Source organism: Chryseobacterium sp. T16E-39 (assembly GCF_002216065.1).
Taxonomy (GTDB): domain Bacteria; phylum Bacteroidota; class Bacteroidia; order Flavobacteriales; family Weeksellaceae; genus Chryseobacterium.
Genome location: NZ_CP022282.1, coordinates 1,652,003 through 1,671,581 on the forward strand (window position 1 = coordinate 1,652,003; position 19,579 = coordinate 1,671,581).

Below are 19,579 nucleotides of genomic sequence, written 5' to 3' on the forward strand. Positions count from 1 at the left end.
ATTATTCAGTTTTTAAATCAGGATCTTGTTTTAAAGTTTCTACTTGCCATTTATAATAAGAAATACCATAATCATTATTTCCGAATCTATAGTGAGGTGCCGGTGATGTGCTGCCTGTGGGATACATGTAATCCATAATATTTTCTGTATGATATTGTTCAAAGCTATGAATTCCTAACAATCCCGTTTGAAACGTATGAGGCAGACCTAATGTATGCGAAATTTCATGTTGTAAAGTCTTGTCAATATCGAACGTAGTTCTATCATTTAACAATACACATTTTGCATTATCAATACCATTGGCAGCTCCCGCAGTTCCTCTCAGAAAGTCAGCAATAACATTACAAGGAAATACAAATACTGTGACAGTTTCATCATTAATCGGGTAAGCACTTATATATATATCTTTAATAATATTAATAAATTCTATTAAATCAGACTCTTGGAGGTCATTGAAAATCAGGTTACCATTTGCCTGAACCCCAGTCAATTTATTTTTAAACCGGTTCAGAGGACTGGTCGCAGGTAATACATTTCCAATTGTATAGTTTCCAAAATCTATAGTAACTTGTCGCGTAAGGTCAATATCCCCATTCGCTAATTTAATTGGATTATATTTAATTAAAGATTGCCTCATCAGGTTTTTAGCACTTCTCTCCGAATTATTAATTTTTGTCTTCCATTCATTTAAATTTTGATTCAATGTCAAAGACTGAGTTGATTGCTTGTTAGTTCCCAAATAAATATCAGAGCTTCCTGCTGTATAATTGACCTGATTACTCAAGAACGCTACTGTTCTGTCTCCTCCTGTAAGTGTTCCCCTTAAATTAAATTTTACGAACCTTACATCACAACGTAATTTTTCACTATTCCGCAATACATTTAATGCCCCAACTGCATTATTCCTCTCATCTTTGATGAAAATTTTTCTATCAGCACTATTTTTTTGATGACATTTTACTGTAGCAATAATAGAATTAATATTTGAGATATTAATGGGTTGATTGACAATATTTCCAGTAGCATCATTAAAAATAACTTCCATTCCCTGTGGTACATCAAAAGTTACTGTTCCCGTACTCGCAGTTGATCTTGGATCAAGACTCATCTCTAACTTTACTTCATGCTCAGCAGGAATTACTGTTCCTCCATCAGCAACTACTGTTGCATGATTTTCGTACATAGACAGCCATGGAACGTAATATTGGTGCCCACCAATCGATAGTGGTGTAAATTCTTGTTTCAAAGCATCCTGGGCTTGTGCCTTGGTTATATTGGTAACATTTGGAATACATATCCCACCTCTTCCTGTTAATGTCTGAGGAGTTGTAGGATTAGTGATATCTGTTTCAGCAATATATTCAGATCTCATCCAGTCAAAACCATAATGTCCTCCTTTTGAAGCATAATCGGAACGCCTCTTAAAATTAATAATCGAGGTCGCCGTACTGGCTGTAATTGTTTTGGCATAATCATCTGATGAGAAGGTGATTCCATCTATAGAATAAACATTAACTCCATTAGCTTCCAGAGTCTGAATATAGCTTCCTGTAGTATCTAATCCTGCAATAACCAATTTATATCTATAATAGGGTTTAAAATCTATACTCTTTTGTAGTCCACCCTGTCTCACCAATTTGCAAACTTTAATATGAAAATTACTGAACTGTTTTCCACCAACCGGGGTATTGGTCTGGTTTAAAAGAGTATTCCATTCTGTCTTTGTGACAGTCAGTAAAAGAATATTTTCTTTAACTCCTTTACCGCTATTATGAGTTATTAAATTTTTAAATACTCCCGGTGTCATTTCAACCGTTGTTCTTGAAACATAAAATTTAGGATCAAACTTTTTTATTTCATCGAAAAAAGTATTTGATGAAGATCTTCCCCCTTTATAATTAAAGAAATGGCTATCAGCACTTCCTGTTTTATTAAAGTAATAATTAGGAACAGCATAAAGAAGAACATTATCTGTGTCCGTCGTTGTGGTATTAACATTTGTTTCGGAAACCATTCCGGTCTGCATCATTGCAGAAAGACCATACTTTTTTATGGGAGTGGTTACTTTTATGACAGTATTTCCCGCCTGAAAACTGACATTATCAATCACATATTTTCTGTTGACATCATCAATATCCAGTTTGAAGTGATGCCATAATCCTCCACCTGAAGCAAGTGAGGGTATAGACGTTAAATCTTCATTAGGAATGATAAAACTTTGATTTTGATAATCAGCAATAGCTAACTTATCAACAAAAGCCAGTATAAAATCTCCAGCCCCTATGGTAGATGGTATTGCTTCCTGTACCTTAATGACGGTTTGGTTACCTGCAGAATTTTCTGTAATACTCACAATATTAAATGGTGATGATAAGCTTCCCGCCTTAAGCGTATACATATTATTAATGATTGTAGAACCAACCAACCCACTTACTGTAAATTCATTGAGTCCCACATTAACAGCAGCAATATTATAAGCAATAACAATTCGCGTTATACCGTGATTGATCCCATCAAAATATTTCTGATGGTTGCTTCCGATCCATTGTACTCCATCCTGACTATCCCACGGAATCTGTATATTAATTGGGCCAAAGAGATAGTCTGTTGGGTTTTGTTGAGGAAAAGCATCTGCTCCGTCATTTAGTCTTAATTGCTTTATATAATCTAATTTTACAATCGTTGCTAACTGTGCGGGTGTACTGACCAATGCATTGGGAACTTTTAAGGATATAGCATTGGTAAATTCGGGAAGTGGATTAGGAATTGGAACAGGCAGTAAACTTGTCTCATCCACAAAATACATCCTTCTGGTTGTTGTATTGCTTAAAGGTGGATCTATCACCGTATTTGGACTAATTTCAATATTCCATCCCGCAATTATCGGTCTCTCGTTATCATTAATTCTAAAAGCAAGATGAATTTCATTCTCTGCCGTACTTCCTGCTGTTATATCGATGACATGTACCGCCCACCCATTGGTACTATATTCTTTATTAACCATAGAAGCAAGCGACTGCCCTACTTTAATATTCTTACTGGCATCTGCTCCGGTACCTTTGTAATTATTATAATAGTTGTAGGAATACCCGTTTTCATTTCTTAGATCAAGATATACTTTGTTTTTGGTGCTGAATTTTTCAATAAGCTGCTGATACACTAAAACCGGTGTGTTGGCCACCAACTTATTTGCGACTGCAGTCCTGTACTCAATCCCTCCTATTATGTCGTGATGAAATCCAAAAAAAGCGGCAGGATCAACGAAATGTCTCACCAGATCCTGCGTCCACTTTTTCTGCGCAGGATCTGAAATTGAGGCAACATCTATTTCATGTTTTGCTCTTTTGGCTAATTCAACATTAACAAAAAATTCAGGATTTTCAAGTATTACTTCAATACTTACCTCACCTGCTGAGAATTTCCCCATCTCCATACCACAATCGATGGTAAAAAGCTGGGAAGAAGGAGCCTGATTTTTAAAGAAAAAATCATCAATATTTTTGGTAGCTGCTGGTGTAAGCTCATTTCCAAATAAAGCCTCAACTGGTATTGCAGTTCCAGGTGCTCTTTGAGTTTGAATGGCCTGCATTTTAGTCAGTAATTCGCTACCTGAAGTCTTAACTTTATTCGCAGGGTCTGAAATATTGCTACTATCTAAAAAGTCTGATATCCTTAGTCCTCTGTAAATAATATATTTAATAGGAAGTTTAATATTTTTTTGGTTATATGGCCGCAATATGAGGTTAACTTTATCTGGACTTGATTGTTGCTGCTGTAATAAAATCGTTCCGTCTACTACAGCATATACATCTTCACCACCGGTAAAAGTAAATGAACTGCTTACATTAAATTTATTAATGTCTGCAGTTATACCATATCCCTGAGCAGCTGCCTGTAAAGGCATAGATGCAGTTGTTGATGTAAAATAGGCTAATGATGGCATATTATAATTTTTTTTGATTAATATATAGGCTAGATTTGGATCAATTTGTTTGTATTGATCCTAAAGAATTAAGAATTAAAATTTTAACTGATGAAATTGTTGCTATCTGATTCACCAAAGACCATCCAATATCTCTGCAATGAAACCTTTAAGAATAACTTTTCCAATTCGTAGATCCTTTTGAAATTATACCTTTTCAAAAACTCTTTCAATTGATCATTACCCATTTCTCCGTGACAAATCTATCCCGTTTCAACGTCAAAACTCGACGTAATATAATTTATGTCATCCTAATCATAAGACGATCAGCACAAATACCATAAATAACTATTAACCAACAATATAAATATTAACCCAAAATTAATTTTACAAAAAGTCTACTTTTTTAGTAGACTTTTAGAAATATATGTTTTATATTTGCAACCGTATTCAGGAAATAAAAAAATGAAACCGGAATTTAAACATACAGCTTTAATGAATAAACAGATGATCAATAGAATGATGATTCATTTCTGTATGCCTATGTTCCGACATTGCTGTGGTTGACCTTACTTTTATAGATATATTCTAAAGGCTCTACCACGTTGTAGAGCCTTTTTTTATTACATGAACAACATTAAAAACATATACAATGAGTACAACTCAATCTAAAAATAATTGGCTGATCCCAATAGCATTTACCAATATCTATGTGATTTGGGGCATTACTTTTTTAGCTATTTCATTCGGATTAAAAGGATTTCCGCCTTTTATACTATCAGGCTTCAGATTTTTAATAGCTGGAATATTGATGCTTGGCTATCTTTTAACGAAGGGAGAAAAAGCCAATTCTTTGGTCAACTGGAGAAAAAATGGGATTACAGGAATCCTTATTCTTACCGGAGGAACAGGGCTTGTTGCCTGGGGCGAACAATATATCACAGCTTCTGAAGCGGCTATAACAATAGCAACAGGCCCATTCTGGTTTATTGCTATCGATAAAAGGAACTGGAAATATTATTTCTCAGATAAATTTATTCCTATCGGCTTGATCATAGGCTTTATCGGACTTATTTTATTTCTCAAAGGAAGTGTAAATTCAAATACACACCACGTTGTAAGTAGCTCTTTGCGTGTTACAGCATTTATTGTATTAGCGATAAGTTCAGTAGCTTGGGTTTTGGGTTCTTTATATTCCAAGAAAAATCCTGGCAGCCACTCCACATTTATGAATATTGCGCAACAATTAATTATTGCAGGGGTTGCCTCTTTTATAATTGCCTCTTTTAGAAACGAATGGAGTACTTTTTCTGTAATTGCAATTCCATTATCGGCATGGTTGGGTGTATTATTTCTGATCTTTTTTGGGTCAATTATCGCCTATCTTTCATACATTTGGCTATTATCTGTAAAACCGGCAGCTTTAGTCAGCACCCATACCTACATAAATCCTATTGTAACTGTGATTGCTGGCTGGATTATTGCTAATCAGACAATCAACGGAAATCAGTTGTATGGTTTATCTGTGATATTAATTGGAGTTCTCCTTACTAATATTACAAAGTATTTCAAACTTTCCAAACGCTCAAAGGTAAAAATCAGAAAAGCAGTACGGTTGGTAAAAAGAAATAACAGGCCTTATCAACCGATATAAATTAAAGTAATTAAAACTATAATGATAGAAATCAAGAACATTTCAAAAACCTTTCATCAAAAGAAACAGGCTTTTAAGGCACTGGACGATGTCAGTCTGAGTATTGAACAGGGTGATATCGTTGGGATCATTGGATTCTCGGGAGCTGGAAAAAGCACTTTAATACGAACAGTGAATTTATTAGAAAGGCCTGATAAGGGACAGATTATCATCAATGGAAAAGATTTCGTCCAGTTAAAATCCAAGGAACTTGCGCGGGAACGTAAAAAGATTGGAATGATCTTCCAGCATTTTAATTTACTTGCTTCGAGAACTGTTTTTGATAATGTAGCATTACCATTAGAACTGGATCATGTAAACCGGTCGGAAATTCAAAGAAAGGTGAATGAACTTTTGAAAATTGTTGGGCTGGAAGATAAGGCAAACGATTATCCTAAAAGTCTTTCAGGAGGACAGAAACAAAGAGTAGCCATTGCAAGAGCTTTGGCAAATGATCCTCACCTTCTTCTTTGTGATGAAGCAACCAGTGCATTGGATCCTGCTACTACCCAATCGATCTTACAATTATTACGCGATATCAATCAACGCTTAGGAATCACTATTCTATTGATTACTCATGAAATGGATGTAATCAAAGCTATTTGTAATCATGTTGCAGTGATAGACAAGGGAAAACTCCTTACCAAAGGAACCTTACAGGAAATTATTTCGGATAAAGAACATCCGGTTATTAAACAATTTATAAATCCAGGAATCATGACGATCCCCCAGGAGCTTAACAAAAAGCTACAAAAAGAGCCTCAAGAAGGCCTGTTTCCACTTGTGGAAATAGAACTGAATGAACATGTTACCGTAGAAACACTACTGTCAAAAATACACGATGAATATAAAATCCCTTATAAACTGCTAAAAGCGGATGTAGAATATTTAGGAGATTCCAATTTTGGAAAACTTCTCCTGCAATTAAAAGGTGAAGCAGAAGAAAATCAAAAAGCAATCTATTATTTTAATCAAAATAAAATTCAAAATACAGTAAAAGGTTATGCTTAGTGATACGGTAATCTCTCTTTTGTCAAAGGGAATTTGGGAAACAGTTTATATGACATTTGTTTCCGGTTTTTTTGGTTTTGTTTTAGGACTTCCTGTGGGTATCCTTCTGTTTTTAACAAGAAAAGGGCAACTTCTGGAAAATACAACATACAACAGGGTTTTATCCATTCTGGTGAATATCTTCCGTTCTATTCCATTCATTATTTTAATCGTGTGGATGATCCCTTTCACAAGAGCTTTGGTTGGAACCTCTATTGGTGTCAATGCTGCTTTGGTTCCATTGAGTATCGGAGCTGCACCATTTATCGCAAGATTGGTGGAAAACAGTCTACTGGAAATTCCTCATGGACTTATTGAAACGGCAAGAGCCCTTGGCGCAACCCCCTTTCAGATCATTCAAAAAGTCCTTCTTCCTGAAGCCCTTCCTTCATTGATCAATAATGCAACCATCACTTTAATTACATTGGTAGGTTACTCCGCAATGGGTGGAGCTGTTGGTGCAGGTGGATTAGGACAGATCGGTTATCAGTATGGATATATTGGTTATGATGCTGTTATCATGAACCTTGTTCTGGGACTTTTAGTGGCTTTGGTTTTCATTATCCAGTTCTCTGGCGACCGACTGGCAAAGAAGTTTGATCACCGATAAAGGATGGGAGAGTATGAGTTTAATTTGATCAGCACTAGCTATATTCGACAAAATTTATCAATTTTGCAGTTTCGCTATTCAGCGATTTCACCATTAAATGACTTAGCCTTTAAATAAAAAAATAATATACAATGAAAAAAGCAAAAATTTTAGGATTATTAGCAGCGGGTTTGTTAGTATTCAATGCATGTAATTCATCAAAAAAGGATGATCCCAATTATATTAAAGTGGGAATAACTGCAGGACCGGAACAGGAAATTGCGGAAACGGCTAAAAAAGTGGCTAAAGAAAAATATAACCTTGAGGTAGAATTAGTAGCCTTTAATGATTATGTGGTTCCTAATGAAGCACTGAACAATGGTGATATTGATGCAAATGCTTTTCAACATGCTCCTTACCTTAACGAACAATCCAAACAAAGAGGCTATAAATTAGCTGTGGTAGGGAATACTTTCCTATACCCTATCGTTGCCTATTCAAAAAAGATCAAAAATATCAGCGAACTTCAAAATGGAAGTACAGTCGTTATTCCCAACGATCCTACAAATGGAGGACGCTCTCTTCTTCTTTTACAGAAAAATGGTTTAATAAAACTAAAAGAAGGAATTGGTTTATTGCCCAAAGTCACTGATATTGTCGACAACCCAAAACAATTGAAAATAGTAGAAATTGAAGCTCCACAGTTACCAAGGGTTTTGGATGATAAGGAAGTTGTAATTGCGATCATTAATAATAATTTCGCAGCTCAGGCTGGATTAGATGAAGAAAAATTCGGCATTTTTAAAGAAGATAAAGATTCCCCGTATGTAAATCTTGTGGTTTCCAGACAGGACAATAAAGATGCAGAAAAAGTGAAAAATTTTGTAAAAGCTTATCAGTCTGATGAGGTTTTAAAAAAGGCTCAATCTATTTTCAAAGGTGGAGTCGTAAAAGGATGGTAAATTCTAAAATATAACGATAAAGCAGTGTAACAATACAATAACTATTGAAGCACTGCTTTATTATTTTACCCAATTAGCCTTCTCAAAGAACCTCAAACAGATAAATGTAAAATTTCATCTCCTACTACTATTCTTTCTTACTGACAACAGTTATTTAGAGTTAAAAAAATTCAAGAATGTACCCAATTATAAAATTGCTTATCTACTTTTTCTGATTCAGTAGAAGATCTTTTTAAAGCAATCCATCTTGATAATTAAAAGTTTTCAATTTTAATCTCCACTTTCAATTTCAGAATATCCCCATTCTCCCTATACAACAGTAAATTTCAAACGTAACAATTACTAATTTTTTAATCCTGAATGATTATATATAACCATTTATCAAAAAAAATCATTATCTCAATTTGAGATAATAAAAAAAATTACTATTTTTGTTACGAATCAAAAAAAGGTTTTTATGTTAAAGAAAACTGCCATAGTAAGTTTATTCACTCTTATTTCAATTTCTTCGATGGCTCAAAATACTACCCTTCCGGTCTATTTAGATGAAACAAAACCTGTAGAACAGCGTGTTCAGGATGCACTTTCCAGAATGACACTGGAAGAAAAGGTAGCAATGCTTCATGCGCAGTCAAAATTCAGCTCACCCGGTGTTCCAAGATTGGGGATTCCTGAGTTTTGGACTACAGATGGTCCGCATGGAGTACGTCCGGAAGTAATGTGGGATGAATGGAACCAGGCAGGTTGGACCAATGACTCAATCATTGCTTATCCGGCTTTAACAGCATTATCTGCGACATGGAATAAAAAAATGTCGTGGAACTATGGGAAAGCTTTAGGAGAAGAAGCCCGATATAGAAAAAAAGATATCCTTTTGGGACCTGGAGTTAATATTTACAGAACACCACTGAATGGAAGAAACTTTGAATATATGGGCGAAGATCCTTATCTGACTTCAAAAATGGTGGTTCCTTATATTCAGGGAGTACAATCCAACGGAGTAGCAACCAGTGTAAAGCACTTTGCACTCAACAACCAGGAAATGTTCCGCCATACCAGCAATGTTACGGTGGATGACAGAACACTTTATGAAATCTATTTACCGGCTTTTAAAGCTGCGGTAACCGAAGGAGGTTCATGGACGATCATGGGAGCTTACGATATGTATAAAAACCAGTATGCAAGCCAGAATCAATATCTTTTAAATGATATTCTTAAAGGAGAATGGAAATATAAAGGAGTCGTTGTTTCTGATTGGGGTGCTGTAAATAATACAGAACAGGCGATCCATAATGGATTGGATCTTGAATTTGGAAGCTGGACCAATGGTTTATCAGCAGGAACAAAGAATGCTTATGACAACTATTATTTAGCAAAACCTTATCTGGATTTAATTAAATCCGGAAAAGTTGGAACAAAAGAGCTTGATGATAAAGTAACCAGACTTTTAAACCTTGCCTATAAAACAACGATGAACCGAAACAAACCTTTTGGGAACATCGCTTCTGCTGAGCATCAGGCGGTAGCAAAAGAAATCGGTGAAGAGGGAATCGTTTTATTGAAAAATCAGGGCAATATATTACCTATAGATATCACTAAGACTAAAAAAATAGCAGTTATCGGAGAGAATGCTATCAAAATAATGACTGTTGGTGGAGGTTCTTCTTCATTAAAAGTGAAATACGAAACATTACCATTAGACGGAATCAAGAAAAGATTCGGGAAACAGGCTGATGTACAATATGCAAGAGGCTATGTAGGAGATATTGGAGGTGAATACAACGGTGTAAAATCCGGACAGGATCTGAAAGATACCCGTTCAGAAGCTGAATTAATCAATGAAGCTGTAGAACTGGCTAAGAAATCAGATATCGTCATCTTCGTAGGAGGATTAAACAAAAGTGATTTCCAGGACAGTGAAGGAAATGACCGTAAAAGCTATGGCCTTCCATACAATCAAGATCATGTGATTTCTGCACTGGCAAAAGCTAATAAAAACCTTGCTGTGGTTCTGGTTTCAGGAAACGCTGTAGCAATGCCTTGGATCAAAGAAGTTCCAACCATTGTTCAGTCATGGTATTTAGGTTCTGAAGCAGGAAATTCTATCGCTTCTATTCTGGCAGGTGATGCTAATCCTTCAGGAAAATTACCTTTTACCTTCCCGGTGAAATTAGAAGACAATTCAGCACACCAATTGGGAGAATATCCCGGACAGAAAGATGAATTAGCCGCAGGAAAAGGAAAAGATCAAAAGAATCCGATCAACATTACTTACAACGAAGGAATTTTTGTTGGATACCGTTGGCATGACACCAAAAATATAAAACCTTTATTCAGCTTCGGACACGGATTAAGCTATACTACTTTTGAGTTTGGAAAAGCCAAAGCAGATAAAACAACCATAGCTCAGGACGATAAAATAACCTTCACATTTACTGTAAAAAATACAGGTACGAAAGCAGGTGCTGAGGTGGCTCAATTATACATCAGTGATCCGAAATCTTCTGTTCCACGTCCTGCAAAAGAATTGAAAGGTTTTGAAAAAGTATTTTTAAATCCCGGAGAGCAAAAAGAAGTAAGTATTACCATTGATAAATCAGCTTTAAGCTATTTTGATGTTAAAAAGCATGACTGGGTAGCTGAGCCCGGAGACTTTGAAGCATTAATCGGAAACTCTTCTGATGCTATTAAAACGAAAGTGAAATTCATTTTAAAATAGATAATTTTTTTCATCATTTGTGTTTTTTGACCTCCCGAAAGGGAGGTTTTCTTTTGGGTTATAATACAGAATCTATGTCTTTGACCGAATGCTCAAAAACAAAAAATGCCCGGATCACTCCGGGCACAGCAATAGCAATTTACAAGGAAAAAATTAAATATGCTGTTCTATTTCTTCAAAATAATGGATCACTCCAACATCGGGCAGATCCTGTTTTTCATCATTACAAAAGCTATTGGTACTTTCAGTACTTTCAAGAAAAGAATTACTGAATAGTGCATAAGAAGGTTGTTTTGCAAAATCATTCTTCAAAAGTTGATGAGCTTCCACCACCGGCGCACCATATAGTTTTCTAAAATTTCCAATCTTATACTGTGAAAATTTCCCGTAATGAACAATAAATTTTAATGACAGATCAATGGAGATGCTTAGTGCTTCATTGAGTTCAGCCACTTTTCTTGTAAAGGCATTCTGCATATTCCGAAGCATATTCGAAACCTTTTTAAATGACGGATTTTTATCATATCTGAAAAATAAAATAGCATCCCCTTCAATTTCAGAAATCTCAAAATAATGGTCATTCACATCAATCAGGATAGATAATAGTTGTCTCACAATATATTCTCCTGTATATAGTTTTGTATTGAATACAAATTCGGTAAATCCATTGAAATCCGGAATCAGTATAATACCCTCTTGTATATTTGCATCCATGATGTATCGTTTAAAAACCTGTTGTATCTAAAGACGCAACAGGTTTCATTTTACTTTATTGCCATCCGCCACCTACTGATCGGTAAAGAGCAGTAATCGCATTCAAACGTTGAGCTTTCAGAGAAGCCAGATCCAGTTCAGCCTGAAGTTTATTGGTTTGTGCCAGGATCACTTCTACATAAGTCGCTGAATTATATTTAAATAAAATATCTGCTTTTTTTACGGCTTCATTAGATTTCGTTACCAGACCTTCAGCAATCTTTTGCTGATCTTCAAGTTTCTGAATCTGTACCAAAGCATCTGAAACTTCACCCACAGCTTTTAAAACCGATTGTTTAAAATTGATTTCAGCTTGCTCCGATAATACTTTGGATTGTTCATATTGTGTTTTCAGCTGTTTCCCGTTCAGAATAGGCTGTGCTATAGCTCCCGCTGCCATTCCGAAAAGCGATCCCGGAATACTGAACCATTTGCTGGCCTGGAAAGCATTAATTCCACCTTGTGCTGTAATATTCAGCGAAGGATACATACTCATTTTTGCTACATGAATCGCTGCCACGCTTTTTTTCACTTCCAGTTCAGCAGTTTTAATATCCGGTCTGTAGCTCAATAGCTCGGAAGGGATTCCTGCTGTAATATGATCAGGAGACTGAACTGTATTCAGACTTTCTTTTCTCTCAATGCGATCAGGCATTGATCCTGTCAGTAAACTCAAGGCATTTTCCTGGGTTGCAATAGAACTTTCAATGGCTGGAATCGTTTTTAAGATCTGATCTTTTACAATCTCCTGTTGTTGTACCGCAAGAGCAGTGGTAAGACCTACCTCCTGCTGTTTGGCCAGAAACTTCAACGTAGTATCAGAATAGGTTAAATTAGATTTGGTAATTTCCAATTGGGTATCCAACATCAGCAAGTTATAATATCCCTGAACAACCGCAGCGACCAATCCTGTTTTCACCGCTTTCGCCGCTTCCTGAGTTTTAAGATATTCCGTTAATGCCTGTTCCTTCCTACCCTTGATTTTCCCCCAGATATCTGCTTCCCATGAAATATTGACAGAACTCGTATAATCTTCCGTATACTTTCTTCCCATGAACTGTCCGGCCATCATTCCATTCATACTATTATCCGAGGGGCGGCTGATACTTGCATTGCCAATTGTTGCACTGACAGTCGGTACATTAGCCCATTTACTTTGATTATAGGCTAAAGAAGCAAATTCGATCTGCTTTAAAGCCACTTGTAAATCATTATTCTGAATCACAGCTTTATCAATCAAACCAACTAAAATGGGATCTTTAAAAAAATCTTTGTAGCTGATCCTTGCAATATTTTGATTCTGCTCACCAGCCGTAATGCTATCATTTCTGAAAGCTTCAGGCATTTTGATTTCCGGCTGCTCATATTTCTGAACTTTACAGGAAATGACTACCCCGGAAACTATTGCTATATATGCTATATTTTTAATTGAATTCATTTTTTAAAATCATTTGGATTAATATTCCCAATCTGCTTCTGTTACTACTTTCCCATTTATTTTTTCATGCAAAGCCTGGAATACCACAAAAAGAACCGGAACCACGAAAAGTCCTAAAATAGTTCCGAAAAGCATCCCCGATATCGCAGCATATCCAATAGAATGGTTTCCTAATGCAGAAGGTCCTACCACAAAAATCAATGGAATCAATCCTGTAATAAATGCCAAGGAGGTCATTAAGATCGGACGTAAACGTGCCTTTGCACCTTCCACTGCAGAAGCAATCAAACTCTTCCCTGCTCTCCGGCGCTGAACAGCAAATTCTACGATAAGAATACCATTTTTAGCCAGAAGCCCGATCAACATAACCATAGCAATCTGAACATAGATATTATTGGATAGCTCTGCCAGTGTAATTCCTACAAACACTCCTGATAAACCGATAGGAATAGCAATCAATACCGCGAAAGGAAGAATATAACTTTCATACTGTGCGGATAAAAGGAAGAAAACAAATACGATACACAACCCGAAGATCATCACCGATTGAGAACTTGAAGTTGCTTCTTCTCGACTCATCCCTTTATAGTCATAAGTATATCCCGGAGGAAGAACTTGCTTACTCACCTCTTCAACTGCAGCCATTGCCTGTCCGGAACTGTATCCCGGGGCCGCCATTACAGTTAAGTTTGAAGAATTAAATAAGTTGAAACGATCCACCACTTCCGCTCCTGTTACCTGCTTCAGGCTTACTAAAGTATTCACAGGAACCATTTGGTTTTGATTGTTTTTAACAAAGATTCCGTTCAGGGATTCTTTATCTTCTCTTGTTTCGGGAGTCGCCTGTACCAATACTCTGTAATATTTTCCGAACCTGTTGAAATCGGAAGACTGGATACTTCCATAATATCCCTGCATCACCCCTAAGACATCAGAAACCGCGACACCAAGCTGTGCTGCTTTTACCTCATCAACCAATACCTCATATTGTGGATAAGACACATCGAAAGTGGTATAAGCCAATGCGACTTCAGGTCTTTGCATTAACGCTCCCATCATTCCGTAAGAAATATTTCCTAAACTCTGAAGATCCCCATTCGTACGGTCCTGAAGAACCAGTTCCATTCCACTCGTATTTCCAAATCCGTCTACTGTCGGTGTATTAATTACTAAGAAATTAGCTCTTTTATCCTGGGATAATGCGCCCTGAAACTGTCCAATGATATCATTGATATTATTAACTTTTCCTCTTTCACCTCCTTTTTTCAATTTTACGAAAATAGAACCTGCTGAAGATGACATCGAACCACTGAATAAATTCAGTCCGTCTACCGAGATCACTTTATCAACAGCAGGATTTTTCATCAGCAGATCTTCAGTATCAGAAATGATCTTTGACGTCCTGTCTTTTGAAGCTCCCGGTGCAAGATTAGTTGTCACGATAATGAAACTCTGATCTTCATCAGGAATAAATCCTTTCGGCGTGGTCATCGACATCCAGGTAAATAATCCACCAAAAGCAACAATGATCAACAGCGCTATCCATTTTCTTTTTAAAAGGAATAAAATCGCTTTTCCATACCGGAAAGTCAGTTTATTAAAATTCGTATTAAAGGCACTAAAGAAACGCTCTTTAAAATTCATTTTCTCATGTGTTTCCGGATGATGTTGCTTTAAAAATATAGCACATAGTGCAGGACTTAAAGTCAATGCATTCACTGCCGAAATAACAATCGCAATCGCTAAGGTTAACGCAAACTGCTGATAAAATAATCCTGTAGATCCACTCATAAAAGCAACCGGCACGAATACCGCAGACATGATCAGAGTAATGGAAATAATGGCTCCAGTAATTTCACTCATCGCCGACATCGTTGCCGCTCTGGGGTTCAGTTTTTTATGCTCCATTTTGGCATGGACTGCTTCGACGACGACGATAGCATCATCCACAACAATTCCAATCGCCAATACCAAAGCAAAAAGCGTCAGGATATTGATGGAAAATCCAAAGACATTCATAAAGAAGAAGGTTCCTACAATAGACACCGGAACTGCAATCGCCGGAATCAGTGTAGAACGGAAATCCTGCAGGAAAATATAGACCACAATAAAAACAAGAATAAATGCTTCGATCAAAGTATGAATTACCTGTTCAATCGACTGATCCAATGCTTCTTTTGTAGCATAAGGTATTTCATATGCCATTCCTTCCGGAAAAGATTTTTCCAGCTCCTTCATTCTTGCCTGAAGTGCTATCTGTACTTCATTGGCATTCGATCCTGCCATCTGAAAGATCGCCATCGTAACAGAAGCTTTTTTATTGAAATTGGAAGATACGTTATAACTATATGCTCCAAATTCTACTCTGGCTACATCTTTTAATTTTAAAACAGAACCATCGCTTAGTGCTTTGATCGTTATATTTTCATATTGCTCTGGCTCAGTAAATTTTCCTTTGTAACGAAGGACATATTCCATTGCTTCTTTACTTCTTTCTCCGAATCTACCCGGCGCAGCCTCTAAATTCTGAGACTGAATAGCTCTTGAAACATCGGAAGGAGTCAGATTATAGGAAGTCAGTTTATTAGGATCCAGCCATACCCGCATTGAATAGTCCTTATTTCCATACACCATCGCATCACCTACTCCCTTCACCCTTTTCAGTTCCGGTACGATATTGATCTTTGCATAGTTTTCAAGGAAAAGATCATCCATCTTTCCATCCTTACTGGTCAAAGAAACCATAGCAATCATACTGTTTTGTCTCTTCAAGGTTGTAATCCCTGCCTGTATTACTTCTGCCGGAAGCTGATTCGTTACCTGAGCTACCCTGTTCTGAACATTAATTGCTGCCTGATCGGGATCAGTTCCTAATTTGAAAATAACAGTTATATTTAATGTACCATCATTACTTGCCGTAGAGGTAATATAATCCATATTTTCCACTCCATTGATGGCATTTTCTAATGGCGGAGCAACAGATCTCGCAATCGTTTCAGCATTAGCTCCCGGATACACAGCGGTCACCATTACCGTAGGCGGCGCAATATCCGGAAATTTTGTGATCGGTAAATTAAGCATACCGACAATTCCCAATATAACCAACAGCACAGAAATAACCGTTGCTAATACAGGTCTTTTTATAATTCTTTTTAACATGATTTCTTCTTACGATTTTTTCGGTTGAGCATTTTGTTTTTGAGCTACAACAGGAGTTCCGGGTTGCAGCCTGTCAAAACCTGTAACGATGTATTGGTCTCCGGCCTTCAATCCTTTAGATACGATAAAATTTGTACCTGTCTTTCCACTGACTTCGATAGGAAGCTGAACTGCTTTTCCATCTCTAATAGTGAATACAAAAAGCTTATCCTGAATCGCTCTGGTAGAAGCAATAGGAAGCAGAATAACATTAGAGTAAAACTGATCCAATACGATCTTTCCAGTATTCCCGCTTCTCAATACATTATTCGGATTATTGAATTTTGCTCTCAGAGTGATAGAACCTGTTGTCTTATTAAACTGCCCATCCACTGCATCAATCCTTCCTGTTTCAACATATTTTTCACCACCGGAAAGAAGCAATGAGACAGCAGGTGTATTTTTGATAATTTCATTTACGCTGCTCCCGGGATTTTGTTTTTGAAATTGATTAAAATCACTCTCACTTAAACTAAAATAAGTATACACTTCATGAATGTCCGACAGTAAACTGATAGGATTTTGGCTGGCAGGTGTCAACAAACTCCCTAAACGATAATTGAATCTTCCAATGTATCCGCTGACTGGTGCCTTAATCGTAGAAAAATTGAGATTGATCTTCGCCGACCCAATAGAAGCCTGGGATTGACTCACTGTTCCCCTTGCCGCATTATAAGCGGCTTCTGCTTCCTTTACCTGAATCTCGGAGACCATTTTATTTCTGAACAGTTCCTTTTTACGTTCCAATTCTATTTTGGAAGTGGTAAGATTGGCTTGTGCTGTAATTAATGCTGCCTGTGCACTATTCAATTGCTCACGAAAGACCTGATCTTCAATCTTGAACAAAGGCTGACCAGCTCTCACATAATCTCCTTCATCTACATATATTTTAGACAGGTATCCTGTTACCTGAGGTCTTATTTCAACATTAGAAATTCCCTCTACGGAAGCCGCATATTCTCTCGAAACAGAAGCATCTCCCTGCTTTACGGTTTCTACAGGAAGTTGAGGTGCTTGTTGCTGATAAGATTGATTTTGAGTATTTTTCCTACACCCCGTTACAACCACAAACGAGAGGAATAATATAGTCCATTTCTGGATAAAAAATTTTTGCATAGTAATATTTCCTTTAAATTTCACAAGGCAAAATTCGCCCTAAAAAAATTCAAGAGAAATATTCTAAAAACTCCTTAATTTGTCAAAAAGACTCCTTATTTTTCAAAACATGATAAATGTCATTTTTCACCTTCATTAAAACATATTAATATTTTTCCTAACCATTTTAGATCATAAAATCATGAAATAATTGTAAAAAGAACTCATCTCTTATTTAAAATCCCTGGGTTTAATACAGATCTGTCCTTTTGTATGTAAGCGGTGAGATGCCAGTTTGTTTTTTAAAAAACTTACTGAAAGACGCCTGATCAGGGAATTTAAGCTGAGCGGCCACTTCATTTACATTCGCATTCGAATTCTTCAGCAATAGCCTTGCCTCAACAATTAGTACCTGATGAATGATATCTCTCGGCGACTTGAACATGGTCTTATTGATAACCTTGGTCAGGTATTTACGACTGATAAATAATTTATCTGCATAAAACTGCACGCTATGCTCTTCTTTAAAGTGCTCCCGGACCAAAATAAAGAAACTTGTGGTAATTTCATCTTCCCGGTAGGTCACTGGATTTCCTGTTTCTGTCTTTTTAAAATGATTATCCGTTTCATACATGACCAAAGAAAAATGATGCCAGATCATTTCATTAAAATAGTAATTCTCTTTTTCGGTGTTGTTTAAAATTTTAAGCTCATCAAGATGAAATTTCAGTCTCCGAAACAGATCAGGTTCATTATGAACCACATGTATAGGATCCTCAGAGAGACTTCTCAAGACATCACTCGACTTGTAATTGAATCCGGCATTAGAAATAAAATCTATTGAAAAGAAAATATATTCTCCTTTGTAATCATTTGAAATTTCTTCTATCCAAAATGTTTGACCTATTGGACAAAATACGATATCCCCTTTTGAAACCTTGTACCTGATGTCTTCAATTATGAATCTCTCCTCTCCATTTGTTATCAAGATCATACAAAAATATTCTGCACGATAAGGTACATTCAATTTGACGGAATAGTTGGTACTATCAATGGTCATGACTACAAACTCCTTAATTCTAAGATCAAATTCCACTTCCTTAAGAAGCTCTTCAAAAGTCATATTTGAAATAAAGTCAGCGGGTTGGGTGTTATTTTTCCGAGCCATTTTAAAATGAAATAGAGGATAAAATTAGTGAATAATCTTTTATTTGTTAGTTGAGGAGTTACGGGGTGCGAGGTGCGGGTTTCGAGTTAAGGGGGGGTTCAGATCCCGGTCAATAGTTGTTTCACATTTCTTTTCCGTTAAATAGAAACATTCAAATTATTTCTCCAAATCTAACAATTATAAAACATATGGTTTATTAGACATTTATAATCAGTTCTTTCTCATAACCATTGTATTTTTCGTCAATATATCCATGGGGGTTACAGATGATCTCTGTATTTTCTATTGTATATCTGCAGGGCGTATGAATATGCCCATGAACCCAATATAGAGGCTTATATTCTATAATTAAATCTTCGAGATCAGAAGCATACGCTGAGGTTAGGGGATCATTCTTATACTCAACAGGAACCGATTGAATACTTGGAGCATGATGTGTAACTACAATATTCTTTAATCCTCTGGATTTTTCAAGATTTTCCTGCAATGCTATTCTTGAAAACTGATGAATTTTAAAAGTATCAATAGTTCTCATTTTCGAATACGATGGATCTCTTTTAATCTTTTTATAATCATTCATTCTAGGCTGGCAGATCATTCCATATTGCACTGGATTGCCAAAGATTGAAAAATCAGTCCATAAAGTAGCTCCATGGAACCTGACATCTTCGATATCAACGAAAGAATCTTCAAGCACAAAAACAGCAGAGTCCTTTGCTGCTTCCTTTATTTTATTTAAAGTTTTAGGGTAAGACCCTTTGTAATATTCATGATTGCCCAAAACATAAATAACCGGCTTTTTGGATATCTTATCTTTAATCCACTCAATCCCTTTTGTTCCTAAATTGATATCTCCAGCCAATACAACAACATCTGCCTTATCAAAAGATAAATCAGTAGAGCCAAATTCCTGGTGCAGATCACTGATGATTTGTATTTTCATAGGTTTTAAAAAAATAGGAATAGAGAACGTTTCAACAGGCAAAAGTAAT

The 19,579-nt window shown here is 36.4% G+C and carries 12 protein-coding genes; 5 read left to right on the top strand and 7 right to left on the bottom strand.

Annotated elements, in window-relative coordinates; translation table 11 throughout:
* Position 1: 1 nt before the first annotated feature.
* Positions 2-3,943 carry a hypothetical protein gene (locus tag CEY12_RS07480; RefSeq protein ID WP_157676781.1) on the bottom strand — a complete coding sequence of 1,314 codons (3,942 nt, stop codon included), beginning with the start codon at positions 3,941-3,943 and terminating at the stop codon, positions 2-4.
* Between the two features lie 631 nt (positions 3,944-4,574).
* Here CEY12_RS07480 and CEY12_RS07485 point away from each other — a divergent pair.
* From CEY12_RS07485 to CEY12_RS07505, 5 genes are all read left to right on the top strand, one after another.
* Positions 4,575-5,576, top strand: coding sequence for an EamA family transporter (locus tag CEY12_RS07485; RefSeq protein ID WP_089027099.1), 1,002 nt, complete (start codon positions 4,575-4,577; stop codon positions 5,574-5,576).
* Between the two features lie 21 nt (positions 5,577-5,597).
* A complete protein-coding gene (locus tag CEY12_RS07490; RefSeq protein WP_089027100.1) occupies positions 5,598-6,626 on the top strand; it encodes a methionine ABC transporter ATP-binding protein in 1,029 nt (342 codons plus the stop codon).
* Positions 6,619-7,275 (top strand): methionine ABC transporter permease MetI, encoded by a 657-nt coding sequence (gene metI, locus CEY12_RS07495; RefSeq protein ID WP_089027101.1) that lies wholly within the window; start codon positions 6,619-6,621, stop codon positions 7,273-7,275. The genes CEY12_RS07490 and metI overlap by 8 nt, the downstream gene beginning before the upstream one ends.
* A gap of 131 nt (positions 7,276-7,406) precedes the next feature.
* Positions 7,407-8,216 (top strand): methionine ABC transporter substrate-binding lipoprotein MetQ, encoded by an 810-nt coding sequence (gene metQ / locus CEY12_RS07500; protein WP_089027102.1) that lies wholly within the window; start codon positions 7,407-7,409, stop codon positions 8,214-8,216.
* Positions 8,217-8,673: 457 nt separating this feature from the next.
* Complete coding sequence (locus CEY12_RS07505; RefSeq protein ID WP_089027103.1) at positions 8,674-10,935, top strand: glycoside hydrolase family 3 C-terminal domain-containing protein; 2,262 nt, start codon at positions 8,674-8,676, stop codon at positions 10,933-10,935.
* A gap of 153 nt (positions 10,936-11,088) precedes the next feature.
* Here CEY12_RS07505 and CEY12_RS07510 read toward each other — a convergent pair whose 3' ends face one another.
* The 6 genes from CEY12_RS07510 to CEY12_RS07535 all read right to left on the bottom strand — a co-directional run bounded on the left by CEY12_RS07510 (position 11,089) and on the right by CEY12_RS07535 (position 19,530).
* Positions 11,089-11,649, bottom strand: a complete 561-nt coding sequence (locus tag CEY12_RS07510) for a DUF2652 domain-containing protein (RefSeq protein ID WP_089027104.1) — start codon at positions 11,647-11,649, stop codon at positions 11,089-11,091.
* Between the two features lie 55 nt (positions 11,650-11,704).
* Positions 11,705-13,126, bottom strand: a complete 1,422-nt coding sequence (locus CEY12_RS07515) for an efflux transporter outer membrane subunit (RefSeq protein ID WP_089027105.1) — start codon at positions 13,124-13,126, stop codon at positions 11,705-11,707.
* An 18-nt stretch (positions 13,127-13,144) separates the two neighbouring features.
* Positions 13,145-16,285 (bottom strand): efflux RND transporter permease subunit, encoded by a 3,141-nt coding sequence (locus tag CEY12_RS07520; protein ID WP_089027106.1) that lies wholly within the window; start codon positions 16,283-16,285, stop codon positions 13,145-13,147.
* A 9-nt stretch (positions 16,286-16,294) separates the two neighbouring features.
* Positions 16,295-17,440: an efflux RND transporter periplasmic adaptor subunit gene (locus CEY12_RS07525; protein WP_089027107.1), complete on the bottom strand. Its 1,146-nt coding sequence runs from the start codon at positions 17,438-17,440 to the stop codon at positions 16,295-16,297.
* 229 nt (positions 17,441-17,669) lie between these two features.
* Positions 17,670-18,587, bottom strand: coding sequence for a helix-turn-helix domain-containing protein (locus CEY12_RS07530; RefSeq protein WP_089027108.1), 918 nt, complete (start codon positions 18,585-18,587; stop codon positions 17,670-17,672).
* Between the two features lie 196 nt (positions 18,588-18,783).
* The gene (locus CEY12_RS07535) at positions 18,784-19,530 is read right to left on the bottom strand and encodes a metallophosphoesterase (protein ID WP_089027109.1); all 747 of its coding nucleotides are present in this window, start codon (positions 19,528-19,530) and stop codon (positions 18,784-18,786) included.
* Positions 19,531-19,579 lie beyond the last annotated feature (49 nt).

What these genes read in the sequence shown, in the direction of transcription:
- CEY12_RS07480 (WP_157676781.1), bottom strand. Translation starts at nt 3,943, where the DNA reads ATGCCATCATTAGCCTATTTTACATCAACAACTGCATCTATGCCTTTA.
- CEY12_RS07515 (WP_089027105.1), bottom strand. Translation starts at nt 13,126, where the DNA reads ATGAATTCAATTAAAAATATAGCATATATAGCAATAGTTTCCGGGGTA.
- CEY12_RS07520 (WP_089027106.1), bottom strand. Translation starts at nt 16,285, where the DNA reads ATGTTAAAAAGAATTATAAAAAGACCTGTATTAGCAACGGTTATTTCT.
- CEY12_RS07530 (WP_089027108.1), bottom strand. Translation starts at nt 18,587, where the DNA reads ATGGCTCGGAAAAATAACACCCAACCCGCTGACTTTATTTCAAATATG.
- CEY12_RS07490 (WP_089027100.1), top strand. Translation starts at nt 5,598, where the DNA reads ATGATAGAAATCAAGAACATTTCAAAAACCTTTCATCAAAAGAAACAG.
- CEY12_RS07505 (WP_089027103.1), top strand. Translation starts at nt 8,674, where the DNA reads ATGTTAAAGAAAACTGCCATAGTAAGTTTATTCACTCTTATTTCAATT.
- CEY12_RS07535 (WP_089027109.1), bottom strand. Translation starts at nt 19,530, where the DNA reads ATGAAAATACAAATCATCAGTGATCTGCACCAGGAATTTGGCTCTACT.
- metQ (WP_089027102.1), top strand. Translation starts at nt 7,407, where the DNA reads ATGAAAAAAGCAAAAATTTTAGGATTATTAGCAGCGGGTTTGTTAGTA.
- metI (WP_089027101.1), top strand. Translation starts at nt 6,619, where the DNA reads ATGCTTAGTGATACGGTAATCTCTCTTTTGTCAAAGGGAATTTGGGAA.
- CEY12_RS07510 (WP_089027104.1), bottom strand. Translation starts at nt 11,649, where the DNA reads ATGGATGCAAATATACAAGAGGGTATTATACTGATTCCGGATTTCAAT.
- CEY12_RS07485 (WP_089027099.1), top strand. Translation starts at nt 4,575, where the DNA reads ATGAGTACAACTCAATCTAAAAATAATTGGCTGATCCCAATAGCATTT.
- CEY12_RS07525 (WP_089027107.1), bottom strand. Translation starts at nt 17,440, where the DNA reads ATGCAAAAATTTTTTATCCAGAAATGGACTATATTATTCCTCTCGTTT.